This window comes from Rhizobium sp. BK112, assembly GCF_014193215.1.
GTDB lineage: Bacteria > Pseudomonadota > Alphaproteobacteria > Rhizobiales > Rhizobiaceae > Rhizobium > Rhizobium anhuiense.
On the sequence record NZ_JACHYZ010000001.1, the window covers coordinates 902,608 to 928,151 of the forward strand.

General features: G+C 61.1%; 24 protein-coding genes, 1 pseudogene and 1 other annotated feature (1 of these 26 running past the window's edge). Of the genes and pseudogenes, 10 read left to right on the forward strand and 15 right to left on the reverse strand.

Features of this window, described 5'->3' with window-relative positions:
* Positions 1-13: 13 nt before the first annotated feature.
* The 3 genes from FHT75_RS04355 (at position 14) to FHT75_RS04365 (ending at position 3,004) form a co-directional block, all read left to right on the forward strand.
* Complete coding sequence (locus FHT75_RS04355; protein ID WP_028756072.1) at positions 14-685, forward strand: response regulator transcription factor; 672 nt, start codon at positions 14-16, stop codon at positions 683-685.
* Positions 682-2,031 (forward strand): sensor histidine kinase, encoded by a 1,350-nt coding sequence (locus FHT75_RS04360; RefSeq protein WP_409527290.1) that lies wholly within the window; start codon positions 682-684, stop codon positions 2,029-2,031. The genes FHT75_RS04355 and FHT75_RS04360 overlap by 4 nt, the downstream gene beginning before the upstream one ends.
* Before the next feature lie 103 nt (positions 2,032-2,134).
* Positions 2,135-3,004 (forward strand): DUF3313 domain-containing protein, encoded by an 870-nt coding sequence (locus FHT75_RS04365; protein WP_029733168.1) that lies wholly within the window; start codon positions 2,135-2,137, stop codon positions 3,002-3,004.
* A gap of 129 nt (positions 3,005-3,133) precedes the next feature.
* On the opposite strand, the pseudogene FHT75_RS04370 reads toward FHT75_RS04365, so the two are convergent.
* The 6 genes and pseudogenes from FHT75_RS04370 to FHT75_RS04395 form a co-directional block, all read right to left on the reverse strand.
* A pseudogene (locus FHT75_RS04370) lies at positions 3,134-3,585 on the reverse strand (GNAT family N-acetyltransferase).
* A 254-nt stretch (positions 3,586-3,839) separates the two neighbouring features.
* Positions 3,840-4,367, reverse strand: a complete 528-nt coding sequence (locus FHT75_RS04375) for a BA14K family protein (RefSeq protein WP_028756080.1) — start codon at positions 4,365-4,367, stop codon at positions 3,840-3,842.
* A 360-nt stretch (positions 4,368-4,727) separates the two neighbouring features.
* On the reverse strand, positions 4,728-5,216 hold the full coding sequence (locus FHT75_RS04380) for a BA14K family protein (RefSeq protein ID WP_029733167.1): 489 nt from the start codon (positions 5,214-5,216) through the stop codon (positions 4,728-4,730).
* 758 nt (positions 5,217-5,974) lie between these two features.
* Positions 5,975-6,190 carry a hypothetical protein gene (locus FHT75_RS04385; protein ID WP_029733165.1) on the reverse strand — a complete coding sequence of 72 codons (216 nt, stop codon included), beginning with the start codon at positions 6,188-6,190 and terminating at the stop codon, positions 5,975-5,977.
* 198 nt (positions 6,191-6,388) lie between these two features.
* Positions 6,389-6,658 carry a hypothetical protein gene (locus tag FHT75_RS04390; RefSeq protein WP_088930345.1) on the reverse strand — a complete coding sequence of 90 codons (270 nt, stop codon included), beginning with the start codon at positions 6,656-6,658 and terminating at the stop codon, positions 6,389-6,391.
* A 41-nt stretch (positions 6,659-6,699) separates the two neighbouring features.
* Positions 6,700-7,536: an alpha/beta fold hydrolase gene (locus FHT75_RS04395; RefSeq protein WP_029733163.1), complete on the reverse strand. Its 837-nt coding sequence runs from the start codon at positions 7,534-7,536 to the stop codon at positions 6,700-6,702.
* Between the two features lie 461 nt (positions 7,537-7,997).
* Between FHT75_RS04395 and FHT75_RS04400 the strand changes: the two genes are divergently transcribed.
* Positions 7,998-8,954 carry a S1C family serine protease gene (locus tag FHT75_RS04400; protein WP_029733162.1) on the forward strand — a complete coding sequence of 319 codons (957 nt, stop codon included), beginning with the start codon at positions 7,998-8,000 and terminating at the stop codon, positions 8,952-8,954.
* 10 nt (positions 8,955-8,964) lie between these two features.
* Here the strand turns inward: FHT75_RS04400 and dusA are convergent, their stop codons facing one another.
* From dusA to uvrB, 6 genes are all read right to left on the reverse strand, one after another.
* Complete coding sequence (gene dusA, locus FHT75_RS04405) at positions 8,965-9,966, reverse strand: tRNA dihydrouridine(20/20a) synthase DusA (protein ID WP_029868447.1); 1,002 nt, start codon at positions 9,964-9,966, stop codon at positions 8,965-8,967.
* Positions 9,967-10,150: 184 nt separating this feature from the next.
* Positions 10,151-10,363, reverse strand: a complete 213-nt coding sequence (locus FHT75_RS04410) for a cold-shock protein (protein ID WP_003540801.1) — start codon at positions 10,361-10,363, stop codon at positions 10,151-10,153.
* A gap of 789 nt (positions 10,364-11,152) precedes the next feature.
* Positions 11,153-11,620 carry a DUF3828 domain-containing protein gene (locus tag FHT75_RS04415; protein WP_029733183.1) on the reverse strand — a complete coding sequence of 156 codons (468 nt, stop codon included), beginning with the start codon at positions 11,618-11,620 and terminating at the stop codon, positions 11,153-11,155.
* A gap of 229 nt (positions 11,621-11,849) precedes the next feature.
* On the reverse strand, positions 11,850-13,622 hold the full coding sequence (locus tag FHT75_RS04420) for a cadherin domain-containing protein (protein ID WP_029733182.1): 1,773 nt from the start codon (positions 13,620-13,622) through the stop codon (positions 11,850-11,852).
* Between the two features lie 383 nt (positions 13,623-14,005).
* Entirely contained in the window at positions 14,006-14,392 is a 387-nt protein-coding gene (locus FHT75_RS04425) for a GNAT family N-acetyltransferase (protein WP_025554792.1), read from the reverse strand.
* Positions 14,393-14,533: 141 nt separating this feature from the next.
* A complete protein-coding gene (gene uvrB, locus FHT75_RS04430) occupies positions 14,534-17,518 on the reverse strand; it encodes an excinuclease ABC subunit UvrB (protein WP_025554794.1) in 2,985 nt (994 codons plus the stop codon).
* Positions 17,519-17,880: 362 nt separating this feature from the next.
* Here uvrB and FHT75_RS04435 point away from each other — a divergent pair, with 362 nt between their 5' ends.
* Both FHT75_RS04435 and FHT75_RS04440 read left to right on the forward strand, forming a co-directional pair.
* Complete coding sequence (locus tag FHT75_RS04435; protein WP_025554509.1) at positions 17,881-18,270, forward strand: hypothetical protein; 390 nt, start codon at positions 17,881-17,883, stop codon at positions 18,268-18,270.
* 206 nt (positions 18,271-18,476) lie between these two features.
* Positions 18,477-18,854, forward strand: coding sequence for a hypothetical protein (locus tag FHT75_RS04440; protein ID WP_025554511.1), 378 nt, complete (start codon positions 18,477-18,479; stop codon positions 18,852-18,854).
* Positions 18,855-18,925: 71 nt separating this feature from the next.
* On the opposite strand, the gene FHT75_RS04445 is transcribed toward FHT75_RS04440, so the two are convergent.
* On the reverse strand, positions 18,926-19,693 hold the full coding sequence (locus FHT75_RS04445; protein ID WP_025554513.1) for an adenylate/guanylate cyclase domain-containing protein: 768 nt from the start codon (positions 19,691-19,693) through the stop codon (positions 18,926-18,928).
* A 233-nt stretch (positions 19,694-19,926) separates the two neighbouring features.
* Here FHT75_RS04445 and FHT75_RS04450 point away from each other — a divergent pair, with 233 nt between their 5' ends.
* Positions 19,927-22,146, forward strand: a complete 2,220-nt coding sequence (locus tag FHT75_RS04450) for an adenylate/guanylate cyclase domain-containing protein (protein WP_025554514.1) — start codon at positions 19,927-19,929, stop codon at positions 22,144-22,146.
* A gap of 17 nt (positions 22,147-22,163) precedes the next feature.
* On the opposite strand, the gene FHT75_RS04455 is transcribed toward FHT75_RS04450, so the two are convergent.
* Positions 22,164-22,688 carry a YHS domain-containing (seleno)protein gene (locus tag FHT75_RS04455; RefSeq protein ID WP_029723084.1) on the reverse strand — a complete coding sequence of 175 codons (525 nt, stop codon included), beginning with the start codon at positions 22,686-22,688 and terminating at the stop codon, positions 22,164-22,166.
* 45 nt (positions 22,689-22,733) lie between these two features.
* Positions 22,734-23,381: an ankyrin repeat domain-containing protein gene (locus FHT75_RS04460; protein ID WP_025554517.1), complete on the reverse strand. Its 648-nt coding sequence runs from the start codon at positions 23,379-23,381 to the stop codon at positions 22,734-22,736.
* 207 nt (positions 23,382-23,588) lie between these two features.
* Between FHT75_RS04460 and FHT75_RS04465 the strand changes: the two genes are divergently transcribed.
* The 3 genes from FHT75_RS04465 to FHT75_RS04475 all read left to right on the forward strand — a co-directional run bounded on the left by FHT75_RS04465 (position 23,589) and on the right by FHT75_RS04475 (position 25,380).
* Positions 23,589-24,377: a DUF899 domain-containing protein gene (locus FHT75_RS04465; RefSeq protein WP_025554519.1), complete on the forward strand. Its 789-nt coding sequence runs from the start codon at positions 23,589-23,591 to the stop codon at positions 24,375-24,377.
* A 296-nt stretch (positions 24,378-24,673) separates the two neighbouring features.
* Positions 24,674-25,051: a response regulator gene (locus FHT75_RS04470; protein ID WP_025554521.1), complete on the forward strand. Its 378-nt coding sequence runs from the start codon at positions 24,674-24,676 to the stop codon at positions 25,049-25,051.
* A 77-nt stretch (positions 25,052-25,128) separates the two neighbouring features.
* On the forward strand, positions 25,129-25,380 hold the full coding sequence (locus FHT75_RS04475; RefSeq protein WP_025554522.1) for a hypothetical protein: 252 nt from the start codon (positions 25,129-25,131) through the stop codon (positions 25,378-25,380).
* A gap of 137 nt (positions 25,381-25,517) precedes the next feature.
* Positions 25,518-25,544, forward strand: a sequence feature (sul1 is cis-regulatory element that is thought to sense ions involved in sulfur or methionine metabolism; They are found in Alphaproteobacteria); it runs 29 nt beyond the window's last position.

A 25,544-nucleotide genomic window follows, 5' to 3' on the forward strand; every position in this document is an offset into this window, starting at 1 on the left:
CAATGGACGAGCGATGCGGATACTGTTGATAGAAGACGAGAGGGAGCTGGCCGAGGCGCTGTCGGCGGCGCTCGGCAAACACGGGATCGTCACCGACCACACGATGCATCTGGCCGACGCGGTCGAGCTGACGCGGCAGAACCTCTACGATGCGATCCTGCTCGACCGGCGCCTGCCGGATGGCGAAGGGTTGCGCTTCATTCCGGAGTTGAGGCGGACGGGGAAGGAGACGCCGATCATCGTGCTGACGGCGCTGAACGAGCCGAAGGAACGGGTGGAAGGCCTCGATCTCGGTGCCGACGACTACCTCGGCAAGCCGTTTCTGGTCGAGGAGCTGATGGCGCGGCTGCGCGCCGTGCTGCGCCGGCCGCCGAACCTGTCCGATCTCAAGATCGCGGCTGGGCGCATGGTGATCGATCCGCTGCATCTGAGCGTCACGGTCGGCGATACGCCGCTCGATCTGCCCCGGCGAGAACTTCTGGTGCTGGCCGCACTCGCAAGGCGTAAGGAGAAGACCGTGCTCCGCTCGACGCTGGAGGCGGCGGTCTACAATTATGAAGAGGAAATTCAGTCGAACGCCCTCGATGCCCACATATCGCGGCTTCGCAAACGGCTTTCCGACGCAGGAGCCGAGGTTTCGATCCACAATATCCGCGGTGTCGGATATCTGATGAAGGAAGAATGATGGGAGGGGCGGGAAACACCAATCCGTCGCTCTGGTGGCGGCTCAGCTGGCAGCTCAGCCTCGTCTTCGTCGGCGTAGTGACGGCTGTGGTTATCGGGCTCTGCTTCTACGGCGCGACGATCCTTTCTCCGAACGTTGCGCTGGAGGACCATATCACCGCCGCGTTGGCCCCGGCCGTTGCGCTCGATGCCGAAGGGCGGCTTGAAATAAGAGATACACCGGAGTTGGACGCGCTCAAGCAGCAGTATGACGGGCTTTGGTATGTTGCGGCGACGACGAACGGTTCTTTCGTGTCCTACGGAACCATCCCTGCAGCCTACGGTGAGCTTGCGCACCTGACCTATCTGTTCGAAGGGGCTGATATCAGGGGGTCGGCCGGCACGGACGAGATCGCCTCGGTCGAAAGCGTGGGGACCGCGATCGGCGAGCTACGGGTGCTGTTTGGCGGCGTCGCCGACAAGGGCTGGCCCGTTCTTACCCTTATGGGCGCTGTTTATCCGATCTACGTGCCGCTATTCGCCGTCGCCTTGCCCGCGGTTTTTCTCGCCGTTCCCAGAATCGTCAGGCGCGGCCTGGCCAGTGTCAGCGAGGTTGCCCGCAAGGCGTCGGAGATCGAGCCTCGCCGCTACGATGCTCGCCTGCCTCTGGACGGCATTCCGAGGGAAGTCGCTCCGCTGGTGATCGCCTTCAACGAGGCGCTCGACCGACTGGAAAACGAGTTCCGCAAACGGCAACACTTCCTGATCGATGCGGCGCATGAACTGAGGACGCCGATCGCGATCATGCAGACCCGGATCGATGGAACGGCCGAGGGGCAGGACCGCAGGCGGTTGCTCGACGACGTCGCGCGTTTGGCCGAGACGGCGGAACAATTACTCGATTTCGAGCGCAACGACCAGGCGACCGATCTCCATGAGATCGTCGATCTGGTCGAAATCGGCCGCAGCGTCGTGGCCGATCTTGCGCCGCTGGCGATCGGCGCCGGCTATCAGATTTCGTTTCAGAGCGAGGTCGAGAGCCTGAAATGCAAAGGGAGCCCTTCGGCGCTGCCGCGGGCCGTCAGCAACCTCGTGCGCAACGCCATCGACCATGGCGGCGGGAGCGGCATGATCACCGTTTCGGTCTCGGCTGCCGGCCGTGGACGGATCAGCGTCGCCGACGAGGGGCCTGGCATCCCGGCCGAGCACCGCGAGCTGGTGTTCGAACCTTTCTACCGCGTCACCCCGAAGAGCAGGGGGGCAGGGCTCGGCCTCAGCCTCGTCAAGCAGATCTGTTTGAACCATGGCGGCGAGGTCAGCATCGAAAGCAGTTCCGCCGGCACCGAGGTGACGATCCAGCTCGGATAGACCGGCTCTTCCGGCAGCCCATGCTGCCGGAGACGATGTAATGTTGCGGCAATTCTTGGACGCCACTTTCGCCTGAGTTCATCGGCGACGGAGGCCAGACAGCGTGCGCAGCAATCCATTCCTATTTTTCTTCCCGCAGGCCTCGAGAGGCTTGTCCCTCGCTCTGCCGCTGGCGCTCGCCATGGCCGCGACCGGGTGCAGCTCGGTGCCACTGAAAGAGGCAGGCACGCTCTCCTCCTACGGCAATCTCGGCGCGCCGAAGGGGAAGCTGTCGAAATCGCGCGTCTATGTCGATGGGACGCGCCTTGCCCCGGCAAAGACGGTGAGCATCGTGCCGACGACCTTCGCCTTCAGCGCTGCGACCCGCGTCAAATCGGACGCCGACCGGACGATGGTGGCGAATGCGCTGGACCGGGCGCTCTGCATTTCGCTCAGCGACAAATATCAACTGGTCTCTGCCGGCCAGCCGGCGGATCTGACGGTCCGCTCCGTCGTCACCGACATCGTGCCGACCAACAAGGCGATGGCGGGTGTTTCGACGGTCGTGACCGTCGGCACCGGTTTCGTGCTGCCCGTCGGCGTGCCGCGGCTGCCGGCGGGCCTCGGCGGACTGGCGGTCGAGGCGGAAGCTGTCGACAGCGGTGGCGTGCAGCGGGCCGCGATCGTTTGGTCGCGCGGGGCAAACTCGCTGCAGAACAACCCTCGCGTTTCTGAGGTCGGCGACGCCTATAGCCTGGCTTCGAAATTCAGCGGCGAGTTTTCCCGGATGCTGATCAAAGGCAAGGAGCCGAAGGGATTGGATATCTCGCTGCCATCGGGGCAACGGATGAAATCCTGGCTCGGCGGCAAACCGAAATACGCCGCCTGCGACGCCTTCGGCCGGCCGCCCGGATTGATGGGGGCGGTCGCCGCCAAATACGGCGCCCCGCCGCAATGGACCGAGAAGAAGCCGAAACCGGCCGCGACCTACTGAGACAATGCGCGGCGGCGCCGACAGCCGCCGCGACCAGCACTCAGCCCGCCCCAGGCTGATGGGACGGACGGAGCATAGGCGGGCAAGGCTTGTGCTCCGTCCGTCTGGAAATCAGTTGCGCATGTCATGTCAGCTGGCGGTTCCGGGCTTCAGCCAGAAATACAGTTTGATCTGATCGGCCCTGTCGGAGGAATGGGGGCCGCGCGTGAACAATTCGCCGCCATTGCGCTCGATCACGCGCCGCGAGGCGTCATTGTCCTCGTTGCAGAGGATGGTGAGGCGGTCGAGGCCTTCCTTTGCTGCGACCGGCCAGCAGAAGGGTGAGGGCGGTCGTCGCGTGGCCGTTGCGCTGTTTCCACGGCACGACGGAATATCCGACATGGCCCGATACGTCGGGTGGCAGTTCCTCGGTGCCGGCTTGAAAGCGCAGGCTGATGCTGCCGCAGAATTCGCCATCCCAGATCCAGAACAGGCGGGTGATCAGCGGCCGCGGCGGCGAGCGCCGCTTCGAAACCCGACAGGTTTTCCAGATCCGGCGGTAGCAGGACGACGGCGTGCTTTGCTGTATCTCCAGATGGCATTTCGCACCTAAAGCGCGTCGCGATCTTTCAGATTCGCTCCTGACGCTTTAGCCTTTTAATCCGACGCATGTCGTTGTCGCAAAACCGCTGCACACTTTTGCGCGACATGCTTTAGGTTCCTATCGCCTAACCAATCAAGCTTGGCCGCGCAGGCAAGCACGACCGACCGGCAATTGGAAGCCGTACAACGGGATTTCGGCCATCAAAAAAGCCCCGCATCTTCATGCGAGGCTTGTACTGATGGATAGACCGGACTAGCGGCACTGGCGGCGCGGGCCGTAATTCGGCTGGTAGGTATTGTCATAGGCGCGGTAGGACCGGTAGCGGCTATAGCAATACTCGGCATGCGAACTATAGCCGCTCGTGCGCGGCTGCGAAGCGATGATGCCGCCGAGGAGGGCGCCGGCTGCCAGGCCGCCGATGATGGCGCCGCTGTTGTCGTGGCGGCGATACCGCCGATCATAGCGGCGATCCCAGCGATCATCGCGGCGATTCCAGCCATAACGGTCATCACGGTCGTAGCGGCGGTCGCGGTAGCTGCGCCGGTCCCGGTCGCCATCGTTATCGCGGTCACGGTTGCGGTAGGATCTGCGGTTATCGCCGTCGCCCGAGCAGACGATGGAGTATGGGTTGCAGGCGACGGTCATGATCCGGGCATCGGTATTTTGAGGCGCCGGCTGCGCCGATTGCACCAAGCTCGGCACAAAAGCCGGGCCTGCCGAGGCCGGCATTCCGGAGAAAGCCGTCGCTATCGACAGAGCAATGATGCCGAATTTGTTCATTTCACTCACCTTGGGTTAATGGATGTATCGAGGGGATAACGCAGGGGAAGGGATTAAGTTTCATTTTGGCGTGAGGAGGGATTAGGTATGTGCGTATCTGCTAACCTATGGCGCGCCTTTCACACATATAGAGTTGTGGGTGATAGGGAGCAAGGCGATTTGTGGCCGGGCGTGAGGTGAGAGTGGAGAGGGCCGCGAGGGATTCGGTTTTGGAGGACCGTTGCGCTGGACATTGCCATTAGACTGCGACGATTATCAGAACAGCCTAACGATGTCTCTGGCAAGCCGCGCAACGGGCTTTCGGCCATCAATAAAGCCCCGCATCTTCATTGCGAGGCTTGTTCTGATAGATGGACCGGACTAGCGGCACTGGCGGCGCGGGCCGTAATTCGGCTGGTAGGTGTTGTCATAGGCGCGGTAGGACCGGTAGCGGCTATAGCAATAGTCGGCATGCGAACTATAGCCACTCGTGCGCGGCTGCGAAGCGATGATGCCGCCGAGGAGGGCGCCGGCTGCCAGGCCGCCGATGATGGCGCCGGTATTGTCATATCGATTGTCATATCGGCGATACCGGCGATCGTAGCGGCGATCCCAGCCATAGCGGTCGTCGCGGTAGTAGCGCCCGTCGCGATAGTGGTGGCGGTTGCGATACCACTTGCGACCATTGTTGAACTGACCCGGGCAGTTCGTGAAGTTGTTACAGCCGATGGTCATGACGCGGGCGTCAGTGTTTTGAGGCGCCGACTGCGCCGACTGCACCGGGCTCGGCACGAAAACCGGACCTGCCGAGGCCGGCGTTCCGGAGAAGGCCGTCGCTATCGACAGGGCAATGATGGCGAATCTGTTCATTTCACTCACCTTGGGTCAACGGATGTATCGAAGGGATAACGTAGGGGAAGGGATTAAGTTTCATTTGGGGATGGACGGGAGGACATGTGTGCGTCGGCGCTAACGCAGCAGGGCTGTTCGGCCACATCGCGACGATCGAATGCCAGGAGAGTTCCGTGGGGTTTACTGGAGGGCTTCCCGTCACATGCCCTAGCGGATGCCGGACATAAGCAAGACGCAAAACGTCATAAAGACGGTAAATAGGTTTGTGTAAGGGACCCACGGAAATATGCGCTTTGGCTCGTGGTATTTTGGAATTCGCGATTTGGGCGGTGGCGGACCATAGGGCCCTTCGCCTTTCGCCGAGAAGTATAATTTACCAACGCCCATATGGATGAGAAGCGCGAGCGCTGGGGCGCCGACCAGTATAAAGAGCCATTTGGCGATCGGAGCCACTTCGAAAGGCTGAGTCAAAACGGCGATAGCTGCGGTTGAGAGCGCCCCGACCAGTATGCCAAATATTGTGAGCACACGAACTCGAAAATCCTCACCCACCGCGGACACCCTTCTATTCAACAAAATTACCTGAGCGTCATGGTGACGCTTCCCAAAGAGTGACACACTAGCCGCCGCGTCATTTCTCGAAGCTTCATCCCAAGCTGAGCAAAAACCGCGACTGCGTCCGCAGATCAAAACCAAGTCCGGGACGATCCAGGAAAACGCATCTTTCACCCCGCAGAGGGAAGGGGAGGTCGCGACTAGCTTGACGTCTGGCGCTGTCAGGCTCCCCTTCCGCCGGCCAGCAATCGAAGCTGGCTTTCGTCATGCACCCCCTGGCGATAGAGTTCGATGATGAGCGCGCCAAGACGGTCGGCTGCCTCGCCTGATCTGTCGATATTGAGCCCGCTACAGAGGGCTTCGTGGACACGCCTGCACACATCCAGATCTTCGGAGGCGAGCGGTTCGTCACGCGTGCTGAACAGCTTGTCTGACATCGCAATCTGCCCTTTTTGGATGCCGTGAATCGCTATCGAGTAAAAAAAAGATAATTTCGCGATCTTTGCTCCGCAAGATGGGCGAAGGTCCGAAATTCAAAACAATTCGGGGCGCACGCCGTAAGACGCAGGCGAGGGCGTCAGGGCATGGAGACGGACCGATCGGCGCGTCGGCTCAAGATGGTGCGAGCGCGAGATCTACTCGGTTGCGGGTGCCTTGCCGCTTTGCTGCGACAGGCGCAGCTCTTTCAGCCGCTTGGTTTTCTCCCGGCGAGCCCGCTGCTCCGCCTCGATGGTTTCCTTGGCGGCTCGCTCGGTGTTTTCGAAACGATCCTGCCGGTAAGCCTTTGATGAGGGTTCACGTTCTCTTTTCATGGCCGCTAAACGCAAATCGGCGAAAACGGTTTCATGGGAAAATGCGTAACTGGCCGTCAATCGATCGGCGTGGCCCGGCGTGAAAGCCATCATGGCAGCCGGGCGCCCTCATGGGCGCCCGGCACCATCAGGGATCAGCCTTTGATGAAGGCCAGGATGTCGGGATTGATGATGTCGGCATGGGTGGTGCACATGCCGTGCGGGAATTTCTCGTAGACCTTCAACGTGGCATTCTGCAGCAGCTTGGCCGAGAGCAGGGCGGAGTCGGCGATCGGCACGATCTGGTCGTCGTCGCCGTGCATGACGAAGGTCGGCACGGTGATGATCTTCAGGTCTTCGGTGAAGTCGGTTTCCGAAAAGGCCTTGATGCCGTCGTAATGCGCCTTGGCGCCGCCGATCATGCCCTGGCGCCACCAATTGTTGATGACCGGCTCCGACACTTTCGCACCCGGCCGGTTGAAGCTGTAGAACGGGCCGGCCGGCAGGTCGTGATAGAATTGCGAACGATTGGCGGCGAGCTGCCTGCGCAGATCGTCGAAGACCTCGATCGGCAAGCCGCCGGGATTGGCATCCGTTTTCACCATGATGGGCGGCACGGCGCCGATGATGACGAGCTTGGCGACGCGGCCCTGAGGCTGGCCATGGCGGGCGACATAATGGGTCGCTTCGCCGCCGCCGGTAGAGTGGCCGATATGGACGGCATTCCTGAGATCGAGATGTTCGACGACGGCTGCGGCATCGGCGGCGTAGTGATCCATGTCGTGACCGTCGCCGACCTGGGTGGAGCGGCCGTGGCCTCGACGGTCATGGGCAACGACGCGATAGCCCTTCTCAAGGAAGAACAGCATCTGGGCATCCCAATCGTCGGAGCACAGCGGCCAGCCATGATGGAACATGATCGGCTGGGCGGTCTTCGGCCCCCAATCCTTGTAGAAGATCTCGACGCCGTCCTTGGTGGTGACTGTGCTCATCTTTGGCTCCGTTGGTTGGGTTGGATTTGATGAATGCGGGCAGAAATTTGCGCCGTTGCCGGCGGAATTGACAAGGCCATAGGCAAGACTACCCGGGACCAGGTTGGAATATGTTGATCTCGTCATCAAGCTGTTCTTTGTATTCAATTGACATAACAGAATTTTATATTGGAGGAGGCTTCTTCGCGCCGCGGCCTGCGCGTCCCAGGATGAGGACCTTGGAGGATGCCGTAGCCCCCGACGATGAGGGCACACCGGTCGCCCGACGATAAGGGCACACCGGTCGCACGACGGCACGTCCCCCGACGCCCGCATGGCTGCCCCGCGGGCTGGGGCTCACTTGAACGCGGATCGAGGCCCAACCATCTAATCCTCATACAACAGCACAATGGCGAACCGTCGCAACCGCGACCGCATCGCCGGCGGCGGGACGATCGTTACCGCCGCTTGAGGATCACATCATGGGTTATATGGACAAGAACATAGCGCCTCAGAATGACGGGGCGCTGATCGATGCCTATTCGCAATCGATCGCAGCAGCAGTCGACATCGTCGGGCCAGCCGTCAGCCGGATCGAGAGGGTGGGTGGCCGGCAGGGGCACGGGTCGGGCTTCGCCGTCTCGCCCGACGGCCTGATCATCACCAACAGTCATGTCGTTGACGATGCCAAGGTCGTTCGCATCACCACGCCCGATGGCTTCGTCACCGAGGGCCGGGTGCTCGGCCGCGATGTCGATACGGATATCGCCCTCATTCGTGCCAATACGAGTACCGGCGCCTGGGCGAAGCTCGGAGATTCCCAGCGCCTGCGCCGGGGCCACATCGCCATCGCGATCGGAAACCCGCTCGGCTTCGAATGGACGGTTACTGCCGGTATCGTCTCGGCGCTCGGGCGGTCGATGCGGGCAGCCAGCGGCCGGCTGATGGAAGACGTCATCCAGACCGATGCGGCCCTCAATCCCGGCAACTCCGGCGGGCCGCTGGTGTCTTCGGGCGGGGAGGTCATCGGCGTCAATACCGCGGTGATCCAGGGCGCGCAGAGCATCGCCTTTGCCGTGGCATCGAATACGGCCAATTTCGTCGTTTCGGAGATTCTCCGCTACGGCCAGGTCAGGCGTGCCTTCATCGGCATTTCAGGTGACACGATCGTACTGCCGCGCCGGGTGGCGCTTGCGGCGGGCACGGTGCAGACGACCTCGGTTCGCATCCGCCGCGTCGAGCCGGAGGGCCCGGCGGCAAAAGGCGGACTGCAGGAGGGCGATTATATCCTCGCCATCGACGGCAGTCCGGTCGGCGGCGTCGACGATATCGTCCGGTTGATGGACGGCAGCAGGATCGGCAGGGAAACTTACATCCTGGTGTTTTCGGTGGCGGGACGGATCGAAAAGAAGATGCTGCTGCCGATGGCCCGATCGTGACACCACTGCGTCAGGCGCTGACCGCCTCCTGATCCGTTCCCGAAAAATCCACCGCCGCAAAGGCGGCCGCCAGCACCTCCGGCCCGGCGCCGCTTTTGGCCGCGTCGGTGGACAGGATCTGGCGGTAGCGCCTTGCGCCGGGCAGGCCGGTAAAGAGGCCGACCATGTGGCGGGCCACGTGCTGCAGCCGGCCGCCGCTGGCGATGTGGCGTTCGGCATAGGCCATCATCCGGCCGCAAAGCGCCTCCCAGTCCGGCTCGACCGCCGGCGCACCGAAGAAGCGCTGGTCGATATCGGCAAGGATCGCGGCATTCTGATAGGCGGCGCGGCCGAGCATGACGCCGTCGACATATTCGAGGTGGGCGACGGCTTCATCAAGCGTGCGGATGCCGCCATTGATGCCGATGAAGACATCGGGCCAGCGCTGTTTCATCCGGTAGACGATCTCATAATCGAGCGGCGGGATCTCGCGATTTTCCTTCGGGCTCAGGCCCTTCAGCCATGCCTTGCGGGCATGGATCCAGATCGCGTCGGCGCCGGCATCAAGGACGCGGGTGATCAACTCCGGCAGCGCCTGTTCCGGCTCCTGCTCGTCGACGCCGATCCGGCATTTCACCGTCACCGGCACGGTCGCAACCCTCTTCATCGCCGCGATGCATTCGGCCACCGTTTCCGGCGTCAGCATCAGGCAGGCGCCGAAGGTGCCGGACTGCACGCGGTCGGAGGGGCAGCCGACATTGAGGTTGATCTCGTCATAGCCATAGGGTTCGGCGATCTTCACCGCGTCGGCAAGCTTGACCGGGTCCGATCCGCCAAGCTGCAGCGCCAGCGGATGCTCGGCGGCGTCATGACCGAGCAGCCGGTCGCGCGGGCCGTGGATGATCGCATCGGCCACCACCATCTCGGTATAGAGCAGCGCTTCGCGACTGATCTGGCGGTGGAAATAACGGCAATGCCGATCCGTCCAGTCGATCATCGGGGCGACCGCAAAAATGGGCCTCTTCTGCGTCATCGACGTTCCATTGTTCGTTGTTCTCTGGGTGCCGCAATGCGGCATCGCACCGCCGCAGGGGCGGGATCATCCATAAGCGCGCATATAACACTTGCCGATGCGATCGACAAACGGCGGCCGCGCTGCAAACAAAAACGGCGCCCCCTGCGGAGCGCCGTTCATCCCGCGTGAGCGGAAGTCTGACTTACGAAGCCGAGATGTTGACAGCCTTCGGGCCCTTGCCCATGCGGTCCGGCTCGGTGTCGAAGGTAACCTGCTGGCCTTCGCGCAGCGACTGAATGCCAGAAGCCTGCAGCGCAGAGATATGGACGAAAACGTCCTTAGCGCCGCCGTCCGGCGTGATGAAACCAAAACCCTTGTCCTGGTTGAAGAATTTTACGGTGCCCTTGGTGGCCATTGGGATCGTCCTTTTCCCTTAGTCTGTGTAGTATCCGCGCCCCCGAGAGGAAGCGGACGGCTTTAGCTTTCGCCCCGATCGATTGGGACGAAGGGTCAGTCGGAGAAGTCACGTACGGGGAAAGAACGTCTACGTAGGCGGGTAGTCCCGCGCCGCCTTCCATAACGGAAGGGATTACCACATCAGTCCAGTCACCGGCATGCAAATGCCCGAGTAGGTGAATTGGTGCCAGCTTTTCGGGCAAAAAGCAAGCGGGATTATTGTGGCATGTCCCTTATCGTGACGGGAAATGCCGAAGATTCAGATACTTGACCGTGGGTTAACGGATCCTTGCACGGCTGTGCCATATCGGGATTCTGTGCCGAAACGGGATGAGCGGCGGATTCGATAGCCGGGCATGGATTTTGTCAGCAAATCGTTCTGGGCGGCTAGGCATGGCGGCGAACAGGATCTGGCGGATGCGAAGGTGATATGGTGGCCTGATGCTGGTGGCGGTGGAGCCGAATTTGGTGGAGCCGGCGGTCCCAACTCACCTTCACCATGAGGGCTCTCTTTGGCGTCTGCCGCCTTCCACTGCCGTTGGTGCCGTCGACCTCCCTCGTCTCCTTCATTCCTGTGCTCGTCACATGAATCCAGTGCGCCCACGTCCTTGGGCGCGGGCGAACGACTTCATCGCATGAGAGTCATTCACGGCGCCGACGCGCCGTGGCTGGATTCCTGTGACGAGCACAGGAATGAAGGAGAGGGTGGGATTGCCGGCGTGCGCCTCGTTGGCTTTATCCTGCCCGCCTACTGCGCCTCCCTCAGCAACGCACCGAGACTCCACGGATTATCCCCCTTCTGGTTGGCGATGTCGTCGACCTTCCAGCCGCCGTGTTCGCGTACCAGGGTGTAGAAAAGCGTCACCTCTTCGCCGTTTTCGAATTGCACCTCCACCTTGGCCTTATCATCCAGCAGGATCGGTTGGCCGATCCTGACGTCGCTGGCTGCGCCATCCTGACCTGATATGACGGGATCGAAGTCGACCGCGCCGACATCGCCTTCCGGCGTATTGTCGAGATCAGCCTGGAGGAGCTCGTTCAGATGGTCGGAGAAGAAGGCGGAATAGGGCGAGGGCGCTTCGGCGTCGCTCTTGTCGGTGTCATAGCTGTAAAGCGCCTTGAGCAGCGCCTTCGGCGTCTTGTAGGTCTGCGCTAACGCCGGCAAAGCTGCGAGCGCCGAGAAGGTGAGGGCGAGGATCAATGTGGGCAGACGCATGCGGCTCTCCTCGGATCGGCAGGAATTATAGCCGAATCGGGCGCGAAGGGGAGCGGCAATTTGGACCGGGCGGCCAACCCGAACTCGCTCTTCTTCCCAGCCGGGAGAAGAGATTGGGCGCGGCGCCCTGTTCCGCCTGATCGACACTGAGGGGCTTGCTGGCCGCAAGCCCCTCTATTTTGAAAACCATCGGCGACGCATCGCTGCGTCGCCTGCAATCCAGTCGCAACTAAATCAACGCCTCATGCGACAAGATCGAAAACGACGACTCGAAGACGTCCTTCACGGCCACCGTGAAATCGTGGCTGGTGACGTTTCCAGCCGCGTCGTAGGCTTCGGCGGTAAAGGTCAGGCTGTGTGTGCTTTCGTAGTCGATCGCCGCTTTCGTCTGGATCTTGTTGCCAACGAGCTTCAAGACGCCGTCGGCATCATCCGTCAGCCGCCACTTCACCGTGCCGCCCTCCGGATCGACCGCCGAGAGAAGGCCGACCGAAGTGCCAATCGCGACGTTCTCGGAGATCGAGCTGCGCGAGAAGGAAAGCTTGATCGGCGCCTGGTTAACCGGGGCTTCGTTGACGTCGAGGACGTTGATCGTGATGTCCTTTTCGACCGTGACCTTGCCGTCGGAGACCGCGACCTTGATCGTGTGCGACTTGGCCGTCTCGTAGTCCAGGGCCTTGGAGGTGACGATGCGGTTGCCGTTGATCCGGAAATGGTCGTTCGCCCCGTCGAGCAGCTTGTAGGTGAGGACGTCACCGTCGGCGTCCTTGGCGCTGAGCAGGCCAACCGTGGTCCAGATCGGGGTGTCCTCGGAGAGGGCGGTCTTGGAGAGCTGGATATTGGTCGGAGCGCTATTGCTGCCGTCACGCGTGAACTTTTCCGTGGCGAAATCGTAGACGCCATCGGCAAAGCGCGCGAATTCGACGTCATGCAGCGTATCCGACCCCTCCGCGGCGCTCGTCAGGATGTGATCGCCGTTGTTCAATGCGAAGGAATAATTGGCGAAATTACCTGAGAAGATCGCTGTATCGATGCCGTCGCCGCCATTGATAGTGTCGTTGCCGGCACCTCCGGTCAATTTGTCATTGCCGGCCTTGCCGTTGATGATGTCATTGCCGCCGCTGCCGTCGAAAATGTCGTTGCCGTTGGTGCCGGTAAACTCGTCGCTACCACCGCCGGTCTTGACGTCAACGCCGGAGACATAGCCGGTAATGAAAGCCCCGCGATCTCCGAGTTCGTCGGAAAGATCGAGGTGGGCGCTGTCCGTCACTGCCAATGAAGCGGGATAATTGTAGGCGGGGTTGTTCGAGTAGACGATCTTATCAAAGCTTTCGAACTGTGCGCTTGAACCCGAAACCAAATATCCCGCCGTTTCAAGGATTTCGATGTTCTTGATCGTCAAGCCCCTTAGTTCAAGGGCTTGCAGAGTATCGATCCCGGCGCCGCCGTCGATCGTTCCGGAGCCCTGACCGTTCACGCTTATGGCATCGTCACCGTCGCCTGCATTGATGTCGAAGATCTCAGGGTTACGGCCGCCGGCGTCACCATCGGAGATCATATCGTTGCCCGCGCCGCCTCTGATGACGTCATTTCCGACGTTATCTATAAGCTGGTCATTGCCGTCACCGCCATTCAGAATATCATTGCCATCTCTGCCCGCGAGCCAGTCATTGCCATCACCGCCGTTAAGCGTGTCATTGCCATCGCCGCCACGAAGCAGATCGTTTCCGGCGCCCCCATTCAGCGTGTCTGCGCCGTCGCCGCCATCGATGGTATCGTTGCCTGCGCCTGTCGTGATCACATTGTCGCCGCTCGAGCCAGTCACCTGCGCGGAGACCGAACCCAACTCGGCGGCCAGGTCGGCCATGCCGGAATCCGAGACAACCAGAGTGACAGGCGAGGAAGGATTTGCGGCGGAGTCCCGGATAACGTCGTAAGCTTCGAATGCGGCGCCTGTCTTGGTAATCGTTGCGCCGTTCGTGTCCAAAATATTCAAGGCCATATTGAAACTTTCCAAAAAGATGCGTTGCATTCTATGAAAATGAGACATCCTCAGTAGAACTGTTCTTGCAGCTTCAACGGACGACAACCCCCTGGGGATCTATGCCAATCCCCGATAAAGTTTTCAATGCAAAATTGTGTCTTTTCATTGCTTTTTAATGAAAAACTAAGGATAAAATACTGAGAGAACGAATTTTAATTTGAGAACTCAAAGCCATACTTTGGTTTTCATAATAGTATTATGTTTCATTTTCAGCCGGGATGCTCTCGGGAAAATTGTGTTTTCAGCGGGTTTTTCGGTGGTGTCGCGCCGTGCGACGGTCCTCCTGACTATCGCAGGTTGGTGCTGGCTTTGACTTGTTCCGGTTTCCCACGCGGGAGGCCTCACGCGAGCTTGATCAGTCCTGCCTTCGTCGACCTGAAACCGCAGGCGCGGTAGAAGCCGGTCAGGTGCGGTTCGAAATCGACATGCAGCCATTCGGCGCCGCGCTCGCGGGCGAGGCTCGTCGCTTGCCGAACCATGCGCGTCGCGATGCCCTGCCTTTGCATGTCGGGATGGACCGATGTGTCGAGGATGAAGGCATGGATGCCGCCGTCCCAGGCGACGTTGACGAAGCCGACGAGCCTGTCGTCGCGGTAGGCGCCGATATGGGCGAGGCTGCGGGACAGGATGGGAGTGAAGTCGCGGCTTTCAGAGGTGCCCCAGACGGCTGACCAGAGGGCGTTCAGTTCGGCGGCGGAGGGGAACGGGTCGATGCGCAGTTCTGGCATTGGCGGTTCCCTTCATTCAGCGGGCATGGAGGGTCTTCCCGATCAAAGGCAGGGGCGGGCCTGACTCATTTTGTGACGGCGAAGAGCACCTGTGGTGGCCACGTACCTAATTTCGCTTTCAAGACACGTAGAATTCGTTGATCACCGCCCCGGCCGCCCCGTCTTCCCCTTTGTCCGCCCCTTGCGCTTCTGCTCACCCGGGTCCTCATAACTCCCAACACCGGTCTTCCCGCGGACGACCGGCCGCACGTCATCGCGCTCCGGCTGGCCTTCCAGCAACGGCGAAAACCGCTTGGTGCCCTTGGCGGCTTCCGGCTTTTCCGGAACCTGGCCGATGACCGGCTTTTCCGTTCGGCCGACGGTCATTTCGTCGAGGTCGTTCTTGCGGAACAGGCTCTTCTTTGCGGGTTCGGCGATGTCCCGGCCCATCTCATCCAGATCCGGTTTCCGGAAGAGCGGGGTGCCTGGGCCCATGTCGTCGAGGCTGGGCCTGGTGAAGTAGGAGGCGGTGGCTGCCTCATCCGCTCTGCCGGGCACCGACCCGGGTCGAGCCGCTTGTCTCGACCCGTCCTCCGGACCCCCCGCGGGAAGAAGGGACTCGCGGGTCGCTTTGGCGTTCCGTCTGACGCCTTCCATCGCCTTTGACTCCTCGCGTGCCATCGGATCGTCCATGACGGCCAGTTCGGCAGCCTTGAGGCGTTTGATTTCGTCGCGGAGGCGGGCGGCTTTTTCGAAGTCGAGGTCGGCGGCGGCGTCGCGCATGCTCTTTTCGAGCGCGTTGAGATGGGTCTGCAGGTTGTTGCCGACGAGGTTGCCGCCATCGGCGAAGCCTTTGCCCGAGACGCCCGAGATATCGGCGCGGACGTGGTCGCGTTCGTAGACGCTGTCGAGGATGTCGGAGATCCTGGCCTTGACCGATTCCGGCGTGATGCCGTGTTCGGCGTTATAGGCCATCTGCTTTTCGCGGCGGCGACCGGTTTCTTCCATCGCCCGCTTCATCGAACCGGTGACCTGGTCGGCATAGAGGATGACCTTTCCGTCGACGTTACGCGCCGCACGGCCAATGGTCTGGATCAGCGATGTCTCCGAGCGCAGGAAGCCTTCCTTGTCGGCGTCGAGAATGGCGACGAAGCCGCATTCGGGAATGTCGAGGCCTTCGCGCAACAGGTTGATGCCGACGAGCACGTCGAAGGCGCCGAGGCGGAGATCGCGGAGAATCTCGATACGCTCCAGTGTGTCGATGTCGGAGTGCATGTAGCGCACGCGCACGCCCTGCTCATGCAGATATTCGGTCAGGTCCTCGGCCATGCGCTTGGTCAGCACGGTGCAGAGCGTGCGGTAACCCTTGGCGGATGTTTCGCGGATCTCGCCGAGCACGTCGTCGACCTGGCTGCGGGCCGAGCGGACCTCGACCGGCGGGTCGATCAGGCCGGTCGGGCGGATCACCTGTTCGGCGAAGACGCCGCCCGACTGCTCCATCTCCCAACTGCCCGGCGTGGCAGAGACGGCGATGGTGTCGGGGCGCATGGCGTCCCATTCCTCAAAACGTAGCGGTCGGTTGTCCATGCAGGAGGGCAGGCGGAAGCCGTATTCGGCCAGCGTCGCCTTGCGCCTGAAGTCGCCCCGATACATGCCGCCGATCTGCGGCACGGTAACATGGCTTTCGTCGATGAAGACGAGGGCGTTGTCGGGAATGTATTCGAAGAGGGTGGGCGGCGGATCGCCGGGGTCGCGGCCGGTGAGATAACGTGAATAGTTCTCGATGCCCTGGCAGGAGCCTGTGGCTTCGAGCATTTCGATATCGTAGCGCGTGCGCTGCTCCAGGCGCTGGGCTTCCAGCAGGCGGCCGGCCTTTTCCAGTTCGGCCAGGCGAAGCCTCAGCTCTTCCTTGATCGACTTAATGGCGCCGTTCAGCGTCGGGCGCGGGGTGACATAGTGCGAATTGGCGTAGATCTTCACCGATTTCAGGTCGCCGACCTTCTGGCCGGTGAGCGGGTCGAACTCGGTGATGGCGTCGATCTCGTCGCCGAACATCGAAATGCGCCAGGCGGCATCTTCCAAGTGGGCGGGGAAGAGTTCGATCGTATCGCCGCGCACCCGGAAGGAGCCACGGGTGAAATCCATGTCGCGGCGCTTATATTGCTGGGCGACGAGGTCGGCCAATAGCTGACGCTGGTCGAGCCGGTCGCCGACCGACATCTGGAAGGTCATCGCCGTATAGGTCTCGACCGAGCCGATACCGTAGATGCAGGAGACCGAGGCGACGATGATGCAGTCGTCGCGTTCGAGCAGCGAGCGCGTCGCCGAGTGGCGCATGCGGTCGATCTGCTCGTTGATCGAGGATTCCTTCTCGATATAGGTGTCGGAGCGCGGCACATAGGCTTCCGGCTGGTAATAATCATAGTAGGAAACGAAATATTCCACCGCATTGTCGGGGAAGAAGTTCTTGAATTCGGAATAGAGCTGGGCGGCCAGCGTCTTGTTCGGCGCCAGGATGACGGCCGGGCGCTGCGTCGCCTCGATCACCTTGGCCATGGTGAAGGTCTTGCCGGAGCCGGTGACGCCGAGCAGCACCTGGCTGCGGTCGCCATTCTCCAGGCCTTCGACGAGATCGCGGATGGCCGTGGGCTGGTCGCCGGCCGGCTCGTAATCCGACTGCATGCGGATGGCGATGCCGCCTTCGGATTTGTCGGGCCGGGCAGGGCGGTGCGGCGTCCAGATCTTGCCGTTCTTGTGCAGCGGATTGCCGCTCTCGATCAGCGCCGACAGCGCCTCTACGGTTGCGGTGACGGCGGTGCCGGCCTGCAGCGACGAAGCTTCCTCCAGCGTCGTATCCATACCGGAGACGGGATTGAGGCCGGCGGCCGCGCGCGTCTTCGGGTCGGTCGAGCCGCCCATGGAAGTGCCGCGCGCCGATTTCGAGGCGGCGATCTCGACCTTTTTGCGATGCTTGCCCGCCTTTGAGGCGATCTGACGCTGGGTCTCGACGCCCGAGGCCTCGGCATCAGCCTCGAGCTGCTTCACCCAGTCGGCGACAGAGCCGGAAAGCGGGGCTCCCTCAAAGGACGATTGGGCGGCTTCCTCGAAGCCATTCGGGGCGGGGGATTTCTTCGGAGATTTAGCCATGGCGCGAATATGGAGAGAGTCAGCGCGAAAGGGAAGAGGGAAAGAGTACAAAAGGGAAACGAACTGTGTGTTCGAAAGTGTGAATAGTTTGCAACGCAGGACCGCAACAGTGCTCCTTGCATTCTGTCTGCCGCCGGAGCACCCGCCTCGCCCTTCGAGGTGAGGCTCACTGCGTGTCGGCGCTCCGGCGCGGGGCACGACGGGTGCAATAAGCTCGGGCTAACAGCAGTTCACCATCGTTGTGCGGTAACCATTTGCTAACGTTAAGCATGTCCCAAGATCGTGTATTGCAAATAATATTCTCGCAATGTTTGTAGGAAATATATCGCGACTGCGCGTCGGCTTATTTGGAGATGAATTGAGTGAGAATTAAAGTCCTTGTTTGTGCCGCCCTGCTGGCGCTGGCCGGCTGCAATGCCCCGGTGTCGCAATCCGTTGCAGATTCCCAGCGTCCTCCCTCGACTGACGTCCGGCAGAACTTCGTCAACATCGTGTTCAAGAGAACCTACAGGCACGAAGCGGGAGAAGTCGTATGGGCTCGCATTTCCAGCGTGGTTCTGCTCGATCCTGAAAAAAAGATCTATGCTTACTGTGTGCGGGTGGTGCCCAAGCGCAGTTGGGGAGACTGGGCCTATCTCGGCGTCTCCTTCACGGACGGCAAAATATTAGGCGCGACGGTGAATGACGATCGCTGCCGCGACAAGCGGCTGCGCTACTACCCGTTTCCTGAGATGAACGGCATGAAAACCTGATGAAGGAGCGAGGGGCGCGCCACCGTTCGAGGCTTTGATGAGCGGCAGCGCGGCATGCCCGTCATGGGCGCGCGGCATCCTCCAACCTTCCTCATGCTGAGGTGCGTAGCCGCGCAGGCGGAGCCTCGAAGCACAGGGTGCGGCGCTGCTGCTTGCAGCCTCGGGAAACCCGATCCATCAATTTTGATTGAGAGAGCTTCAACGGAATGAAAATCAAGTTCCTTGCTTACGCTGCCCTGCTGGTATTGGCCGGCTGCCAAACCGCGGTGCCGCAATCCGTTACAGACTCCCAACGGCCGCCTTCCAGCGCAGTGCGACACGAGTACGTCGACGCTCTGCGGGGAACCATTAAACCGGGGAACTTCGTAAAGGCGGAGATTTCCAGCGTGGTTCTGCTTAATCCGGAAAAGCAGATATATGCTTATTGCACGCGCACGACGGAGCGCGGCAACCCAAACTGGTCCTATATCGGCCTGGGCTTGCAACACAACATGATATTGTACCTGAAAAGGAACGACTATCGCTGCCACGACGAACGGCTGCGTTACCATGATTTTCCGGAACTCCGGAACATGAAGTACTGAGCCAGAGGCGGGGTCTTTGCCAGCCTCGCCGGCACCCTTTCGGACGCCATCAAAACCAGAGATCTCGTCACTCAGCGCTTGACCAGCACGCTTGCCTGCACCGGCTGCTCGATACCCTTCAGGGCAAGCATGCGCGTTTCGGCGTCTGCGGTGAGAGCGGGCGCCTTCGCAGTCGTTTCGGCAGAGATCAGGATCTCGCCGGCGGCGGCCTGGGATTCGAGCCTTGCGGCCTGATTGACGACTCCGCCGATCGCGGTGAAATCGCTGCGGAAGCTTGAGAATTCGCCGATCTGGACCTCGCCGGAGTGGATGCCGACGCCGACGCCGAGGGTGCGGCCGGGTAATGCCTCGAGCGTCAGGCCGTTCAGCGCTGTGGCGCAATTTCGCTGTATTTCTAGGGCGGCCAGGATCGCAGCGCCGGCGTGATCATTCCGAACGATTGGGAAATTGAAGATCGCCATCAGTCCGTCGCCCATCTGTTTGTTGACGATGCCGTCATGCGCCCAGATCGCCTGCGCGCAGCGATCCTGGAACAGGCTGACGATCTCGCTCAGTTGCACCGCCTCGATACGCTCCGACAGATCCGTGAAACCACGGATATCGGCAAACAGGATGGTGGCGTCGACGGTGATCTGGCGCTGCTTCTTGACATATTGGAAGGAGCGCTCGCAGATCGTGCAGATATCGGGGTTCATCTTGCTGCGAGTGATGCCGAAGGCGCGGAAGGGCAAAGCGAGGGGGCCGCCGATCGGGATCGGCATATGCATCTGGTCCCAGCAGCCGCGGCAGATCCTGGCGCTGCCGTGCCTGGCCGGCTCCATGGAAGAGGTTGTCGTCATGTTTCCAAATCCGTCGCCTGATAGCCAAAAAAACAAGCTTCCAATACTTGGTTGCTTTTGACAACTCTCCCAATCATCGAAGACAATGATGGCTTGAAGTCTTTCGTCCGGCGCCATCCTGATCAGACACATCGCCGCCAAGTCGAATATCGTGTGGTGCGGCGATAGCATCGCGATAGGACCTCCTGTAGGATATTGTTCATAATACATTCGCTCTCCAGGAAAGACCGGGGATGGAGCGCCGTCTTGCAGCAATCCTGATCGCTGATGTCGTCGGTTACAGTCGATTGAGCCAGATCGACGAAGAGGGCACGCGTGCGCGTTTCCAGGCGGATCAGGACAATGTCTTCGAGCCGGCGATCGAGCGTCATCACGGCCGGCTTGTCAAAACCATGGGCGATGGTCTGCTGGTCGAATTCCAGAGTGTCGTCGATGCCTTGCGCTGCGCGGTGGAGGTTCAACAGCTGAAAGCCACGCATAATGCCGCTGTTGTCCCGGAGCATCGGCTCGAGTTCCGGATCGGCATCAATCTCGGCGATATTATCGTCGAGGGCGAGGACATCCAGGGCGACGGCGTCAATATCGCCGATCGAATGCAGGCGCTGGGGGAGCCGGGCGGCATCGCCATATCGGGCACGACATACGACCAGGTGAAATCGAAAGTCCCGGTCGGTTTCGCGTCGCTCGGCGAGCAGCGGCTGAAGAGCATCACCGAACCGGTCCGGGTCTATCGCGTCCTGCTCGATCCGACTGCTGCCGGCAAAACCGTCAAGACCCGCAGGCGCCCGCCGATGCGCCGCCTCATTGCGGGCATCGCAGCCGCCGTCATCCTCGCTCTTGCCGGTGCGGCGCTCTGGTGGTGGCAGCCGTGGATGCCGGCAAAACCCCCGGGGCTCGGCGAACGTTTTGCCTATCCGCTGCCGGACAGGCCCTCGGTTGCAGTTCTGCCCTTCATCAATGTCAGCGGCGATACCGAGCACGACCATCTCGCGGAGGGGTTGACCGACGACCTGATCACCGAACTGTCGAAAGTATCGGGTCTCTTCGTCATCGCCCGCCATTCGGTCTTCGCCATCCAGGACTCCGCCGGCAAGATCCAGGACGTGGCTGCCGAACTCGGTGTTCACTATGTGCTCGAAGGCACCTTGCAGCGCGCCGGGCCGCGGCTGCGGATCAATGTCAAACTGATCGACGCGGTCACCGGCCTGTCGCTCTGGGCCGAGCGCTACGACCGCCAGTATACCGATCTCTTCGCGGTTCAGGACGATGTGATCGGCAAGATCATTGCGGCCCTGTCGGTCAAGCTCAGCGCGCGCGAGCGCGACCAACTGGCCCGAATCCCGACCGAAAATCTCGAAGCCTATGATTATTACATGAGGGCCGAGCAGGAGGGCTTCATCTTCAGGGATGTCGATACCTATCGCCGGACGCTCTCCTTCTACCAGAAAGCGATCGATCTCGACCCGGGCTTTGCCAATGCCCATGCGGGCATTGCGCGCGTCGCCGTCGATGTCTGGCGCAACGACTACAATTATCTCTGGTCGGCGGCCGTTGCCCGCAAGATCGCCTATGACGCCGCCGGGCAGGCGCTCAAGCTCGATCCCAACAATGCCAGGGCGCACACCGTCCTTGCCCTGCTGCAATGGGTGGACGGGCGCGAGACGGAGGCCAGGAACTCCGCCAATATGGCCGTCGCGATGCAGCCGAACGATGCGGAGGCCGCCGCCAATCTCGCGCTCATCCTCGTTCACACCGGAAGCGCGGGCCAGGCCGTCGCCGAGATGGAGAAGGCCTTGCGGCTCGACCCATCGCCGGCGCCGAGCTTTCAACTGCTGGCGGGGATCGTTTTTTATACCGCCGGCGACGACCAGCGGGCGATCTCGCTGATAGAGCCGACGCTCCACAGCCTGCCGAAGGTCGAGCCGGCGCGCGAATATCTGGCGGCTGCCTATGCGGATCAGGGCAATCAAACCAGGGCCGCGGCGGAGACGGCAAAGCTGCTGGAGCTCTTCCCGGAGAGCAATCTGACCTATTACGGCTATCTCTATGATTATTGGCAGGACGGTGATCTGCAGCGCCATCTGGCCGGATTGCGAAAGGCCGGCATTCCCGAATGGCCCTTCGGTTTTACAGGCAATCAAGGCGACAGGCTCGGCGAGGCAGAGCTGCGCAATCTCGTCGACGGCAAAAGCTGGAGCGGCAAGCACAAGAACGGCACGGATTTCATGCAGTATTTCGACAAGGCCGGAAACACGGCCTATCGCAGCGCCAATACCAACATCACCGGCACGGTCGAGGTGCGAGGCGACAGAATCTGCGAAAAATTCGCCGGCTACTTCCTCGACCGGATGGTATGCGGATATGTCTACCGCAACACCACAGGCGAGCAGGGCGACCGGCCATATGTACACGTGACGCCGCGCGCCCTGACGTTCTTTTCACTTACGCCCTGACGTGCCGGCGATGGGCTTCATTTCGTCGCCGGTTGCTGCCAGACGGTGTGCATCTTCTCCGAAATCAGTGTCTGCTGAACTTCGGACCAATGCTTCTTGGAGTCGGTCACCTTGGTCGGATTCTTCTCCATGCCTTCCGCCGCCCCGGGATCATAGCTGAGATACAGTTTGCCGTCGATGATCCGCCAGGCTTTCGGATCGATATTGGTGGTCACCGTCCCCAAGGACACGCCATCGGCGCAATAGCCGCCATATTGCGGCGCATATCTGGACGGATCGCCCTTGAAGAGGTCGCGATTTCTAGCGCTGGAAAAATACCAGGTCGCGCCAAGCCAGTGATAGGAATATGTCTCGGATCCTTCGATGGCCTGATTTTCCGTGAAATAGGCGACCGGATCGTAGCCCTTGATCGCAACATTTCCGAAATAGCCGGTATTGACGAGTTCCTCGGCCCCCGCAGGCTGAAGGAAGGAGAGCAGCATGACCGTAGCGCCAACGGTTACGCCCACCCGCTTTCCGCATTTTTGCACATGATAAGACATAACAAGCTCCGTTCCCGGACGCGGTCTGTTACCTCAAGCGAAATGCTATTGCCGTTTGGTGCATTCCTTGTAGAGCGGTTCGCCTACAAGCTCGGCTTTCTGGCAAACAGCACCGGCTTCTATGAGTAATTTGGCCGTATCCCAATGCGCCCGCCACCCGGCTTGAGTGAGAGGCGTGTACCCATTTCTTTCCGTCGCTTCGACATCCGCATTCTTCGTCAACAGAAAAGCGACCACCTCAGTGCGGCCCTCTTCGGCGGCGCCGTGCAGCGGCGACATCTGATAGAAATTCTTCCTGTCGTTGACGACAGCTCCCTCTGCGACAAGCAGTTTCACCACCTCCAGATTTCCTCCATAGGCTGCCGCATGCAGTGCCGTCAGCCCACCCTTGTTGCGAATTTCGATGTCGGCGCCGCGATCCAGCAAAAGAGCGACGACATCGGCATGGCCCGCCAATGACGCGATAATCAGCGCCGGCTCGCCCGCCTCATCGACCTCCGACAGATCGGAGCCCTGATCCAGCAACTGTTTGACGCGTGCGACATCGCCATCCCCAGCCGCCTGGTGCAAAGGACCAGCCCATGATGGCAGCACGCCCATGGCAAGCGCAGCAACAGTCGCGATAAAAACATTCACGGGCACGATCTCGGCTTGATTGGGGTTCGCATGCGCCGTTTTGTCGCGTTTTAGCACGCGTGCCGGCCGTAAACAAGATTACGCTAATGGACGCGCTCGTGGTCAACACCACGCATGCGCTGCGGCTGCGACCAACGGTTCCGGGGAATACGGTCACACTTGTTACTCCCCCTGTCCGATTTCCGATGCGAAACTATCTCAGACCAATGCGCGATGAACCGGGCTTCCAAACCAGGGAATTCGCCCTGATGAGGAGATTGAACCATGACTGCTTCAGCCGAGAATGGAAAAAGCGGACAAGCCATGCACAAGCCGCCAGTCGTGTCGCCGCAGGCCTGGGAGGCGGCCCGCGAACAGCTGCTGGTCAAGGAAAAGGCCGAGACCCGGGCTCGCGATGCGCTCGCCGCCGAGCGCCGGCGCATGCCATGGGTGGCGGTCGAGAAGGCCTATGCGTTCGAAGGTCCCGGGGGCAAAGTCAGCTTGCTCGATCTGTTCGAAGGCAGACACCAACTCATCCTCTACCGCGCCTTTTACGAGCCCGGCGTGTTCGGCTGGCCCGAGCATGCCTGCCGCGGCTGCTCGATGGTGGCCGATCAGGTCGCCCATGTCGCCCATCTCAACGCCCGCGACACGACACTGGTCTTTGCCTCGCGGGCGCCGCAGGCCGACATCACCCGGCTGAAGGCGCGCATGGGCTGGACGATGCCGTGGGTTACCATCACCGACAGCTTCGACAAGGATTTCGGCGTCGACGAGTGGCACGGCACCAACGTGTTCTACCGCGACGGCGAGCGCATCTTCCGCACCTATTTCATCAACAACCGTGGCGACGAGCAGATGGGCGGCACCTGGAACTACCTCGACATCACCCCGCTCGGCCGCCAGGAAGTCTGGGAAGACTCGCCCAAGGGCTACCCCCAGACCCCGACCTACAAGTGGTGGAACTGGCACGACAGTTATGTGCCGGACGCCGAGCCCGACAAGAAGTGGGTCGAGGTGTCTGATGCAGGGGAGGCGGCGTTTCGGGCCGAGAGCGCAAACGAGAAACCGTGAGGGAGGCAGGCGGCTGCGGATCAGCGGCCTGCAGGCGCCGGTCCGTCGGGCCGCGCCGTCAAATCTTCGGCCGCCCGCCATAGAGCCGTTGCCTTGCCGGCCGCGGCCCGTGCTTTCCCGATGCCGGAGCGACCGCGCCATCGGTTGGTTTCTCCACAGGACCAGCAGCGGGGCCGGTAACGCTGCCCGCTGATCGCCAACTTATTCTTCTCAAAGTGGAAACTTTTCGGGGACGGTTGCGTTGTAGCCGCTACCGGCAGTGCGCCTGACAGGGCCGTCTATGGGGAGGCTTATGCATGAAGGTCATGATCGTTGAAGACGAGAATTTTATCGCTCTGGAACTCGAGCGCATCGCGCAAGAGGCCGGACACCAGACCATTGGGCCGGTCTCGACGGTGGAGCAGGCTCTCGCCCACGCTCAAAGAAGCGATGTCGCGCTCGTCGATCTCAGTCTCTCCGACGGGCTGAGCGGCGCCCAGCTCGCGCGCCGGCTGATCGATCGCCATAGAGTTGACGTCATCTTCGTGACTGGCAGTCCCGAGAGCGTCGGTCACGGTATCGACGGTGCGCTTGATGTGATCGCCAAGCCCTTTACCGACGAGAGGGTCGCCAGCGCGCTCTCGCGGGCGGCGGCGCGACGCAAAGACTTCGACAGCAGCAAGGCTGCGTTCTGAACAGCAAGGCTATGTTGTGATAAGAAGAAGATCGGCGTCATTCAGACCGTTGGCGCCCACCTGAGGAGACAGTCCGGATGAAGCACGCGCTCATTGCCGTTCTCTTCATTCTCAGCGCTTGCGCCAGCGCAGGGGATCCGCAGCCTCTTCCGGGCAGCCTCACCTATGGCGGAAAGGTCCTCCATTCGCCCTATCGTCCGGGAACGGTGGTCAAGAATACCTTTCTCGGCGATTTCGGTTACCGCGTCTTCGAAACCTATGTCGTTCAACCGGATGGGACGCTCAAGCTGACGTCCCAAAGCACAGGGCCGGACTTCCTTTGGCAGTGAAGGCTCCTCAATCCAGAGGGCGCAAGGTGCGCGCACCTCGAGCATTTGAGGCTGCTCGTTGACTTTTGCATTTTTCATTTCAGTGCAGTTGAATGTTGCGCTGCGGTAAAAATTTCGTCTATACCGCAGGCATTCACAACGGACCCGGTGAGACCCCGGGTGGC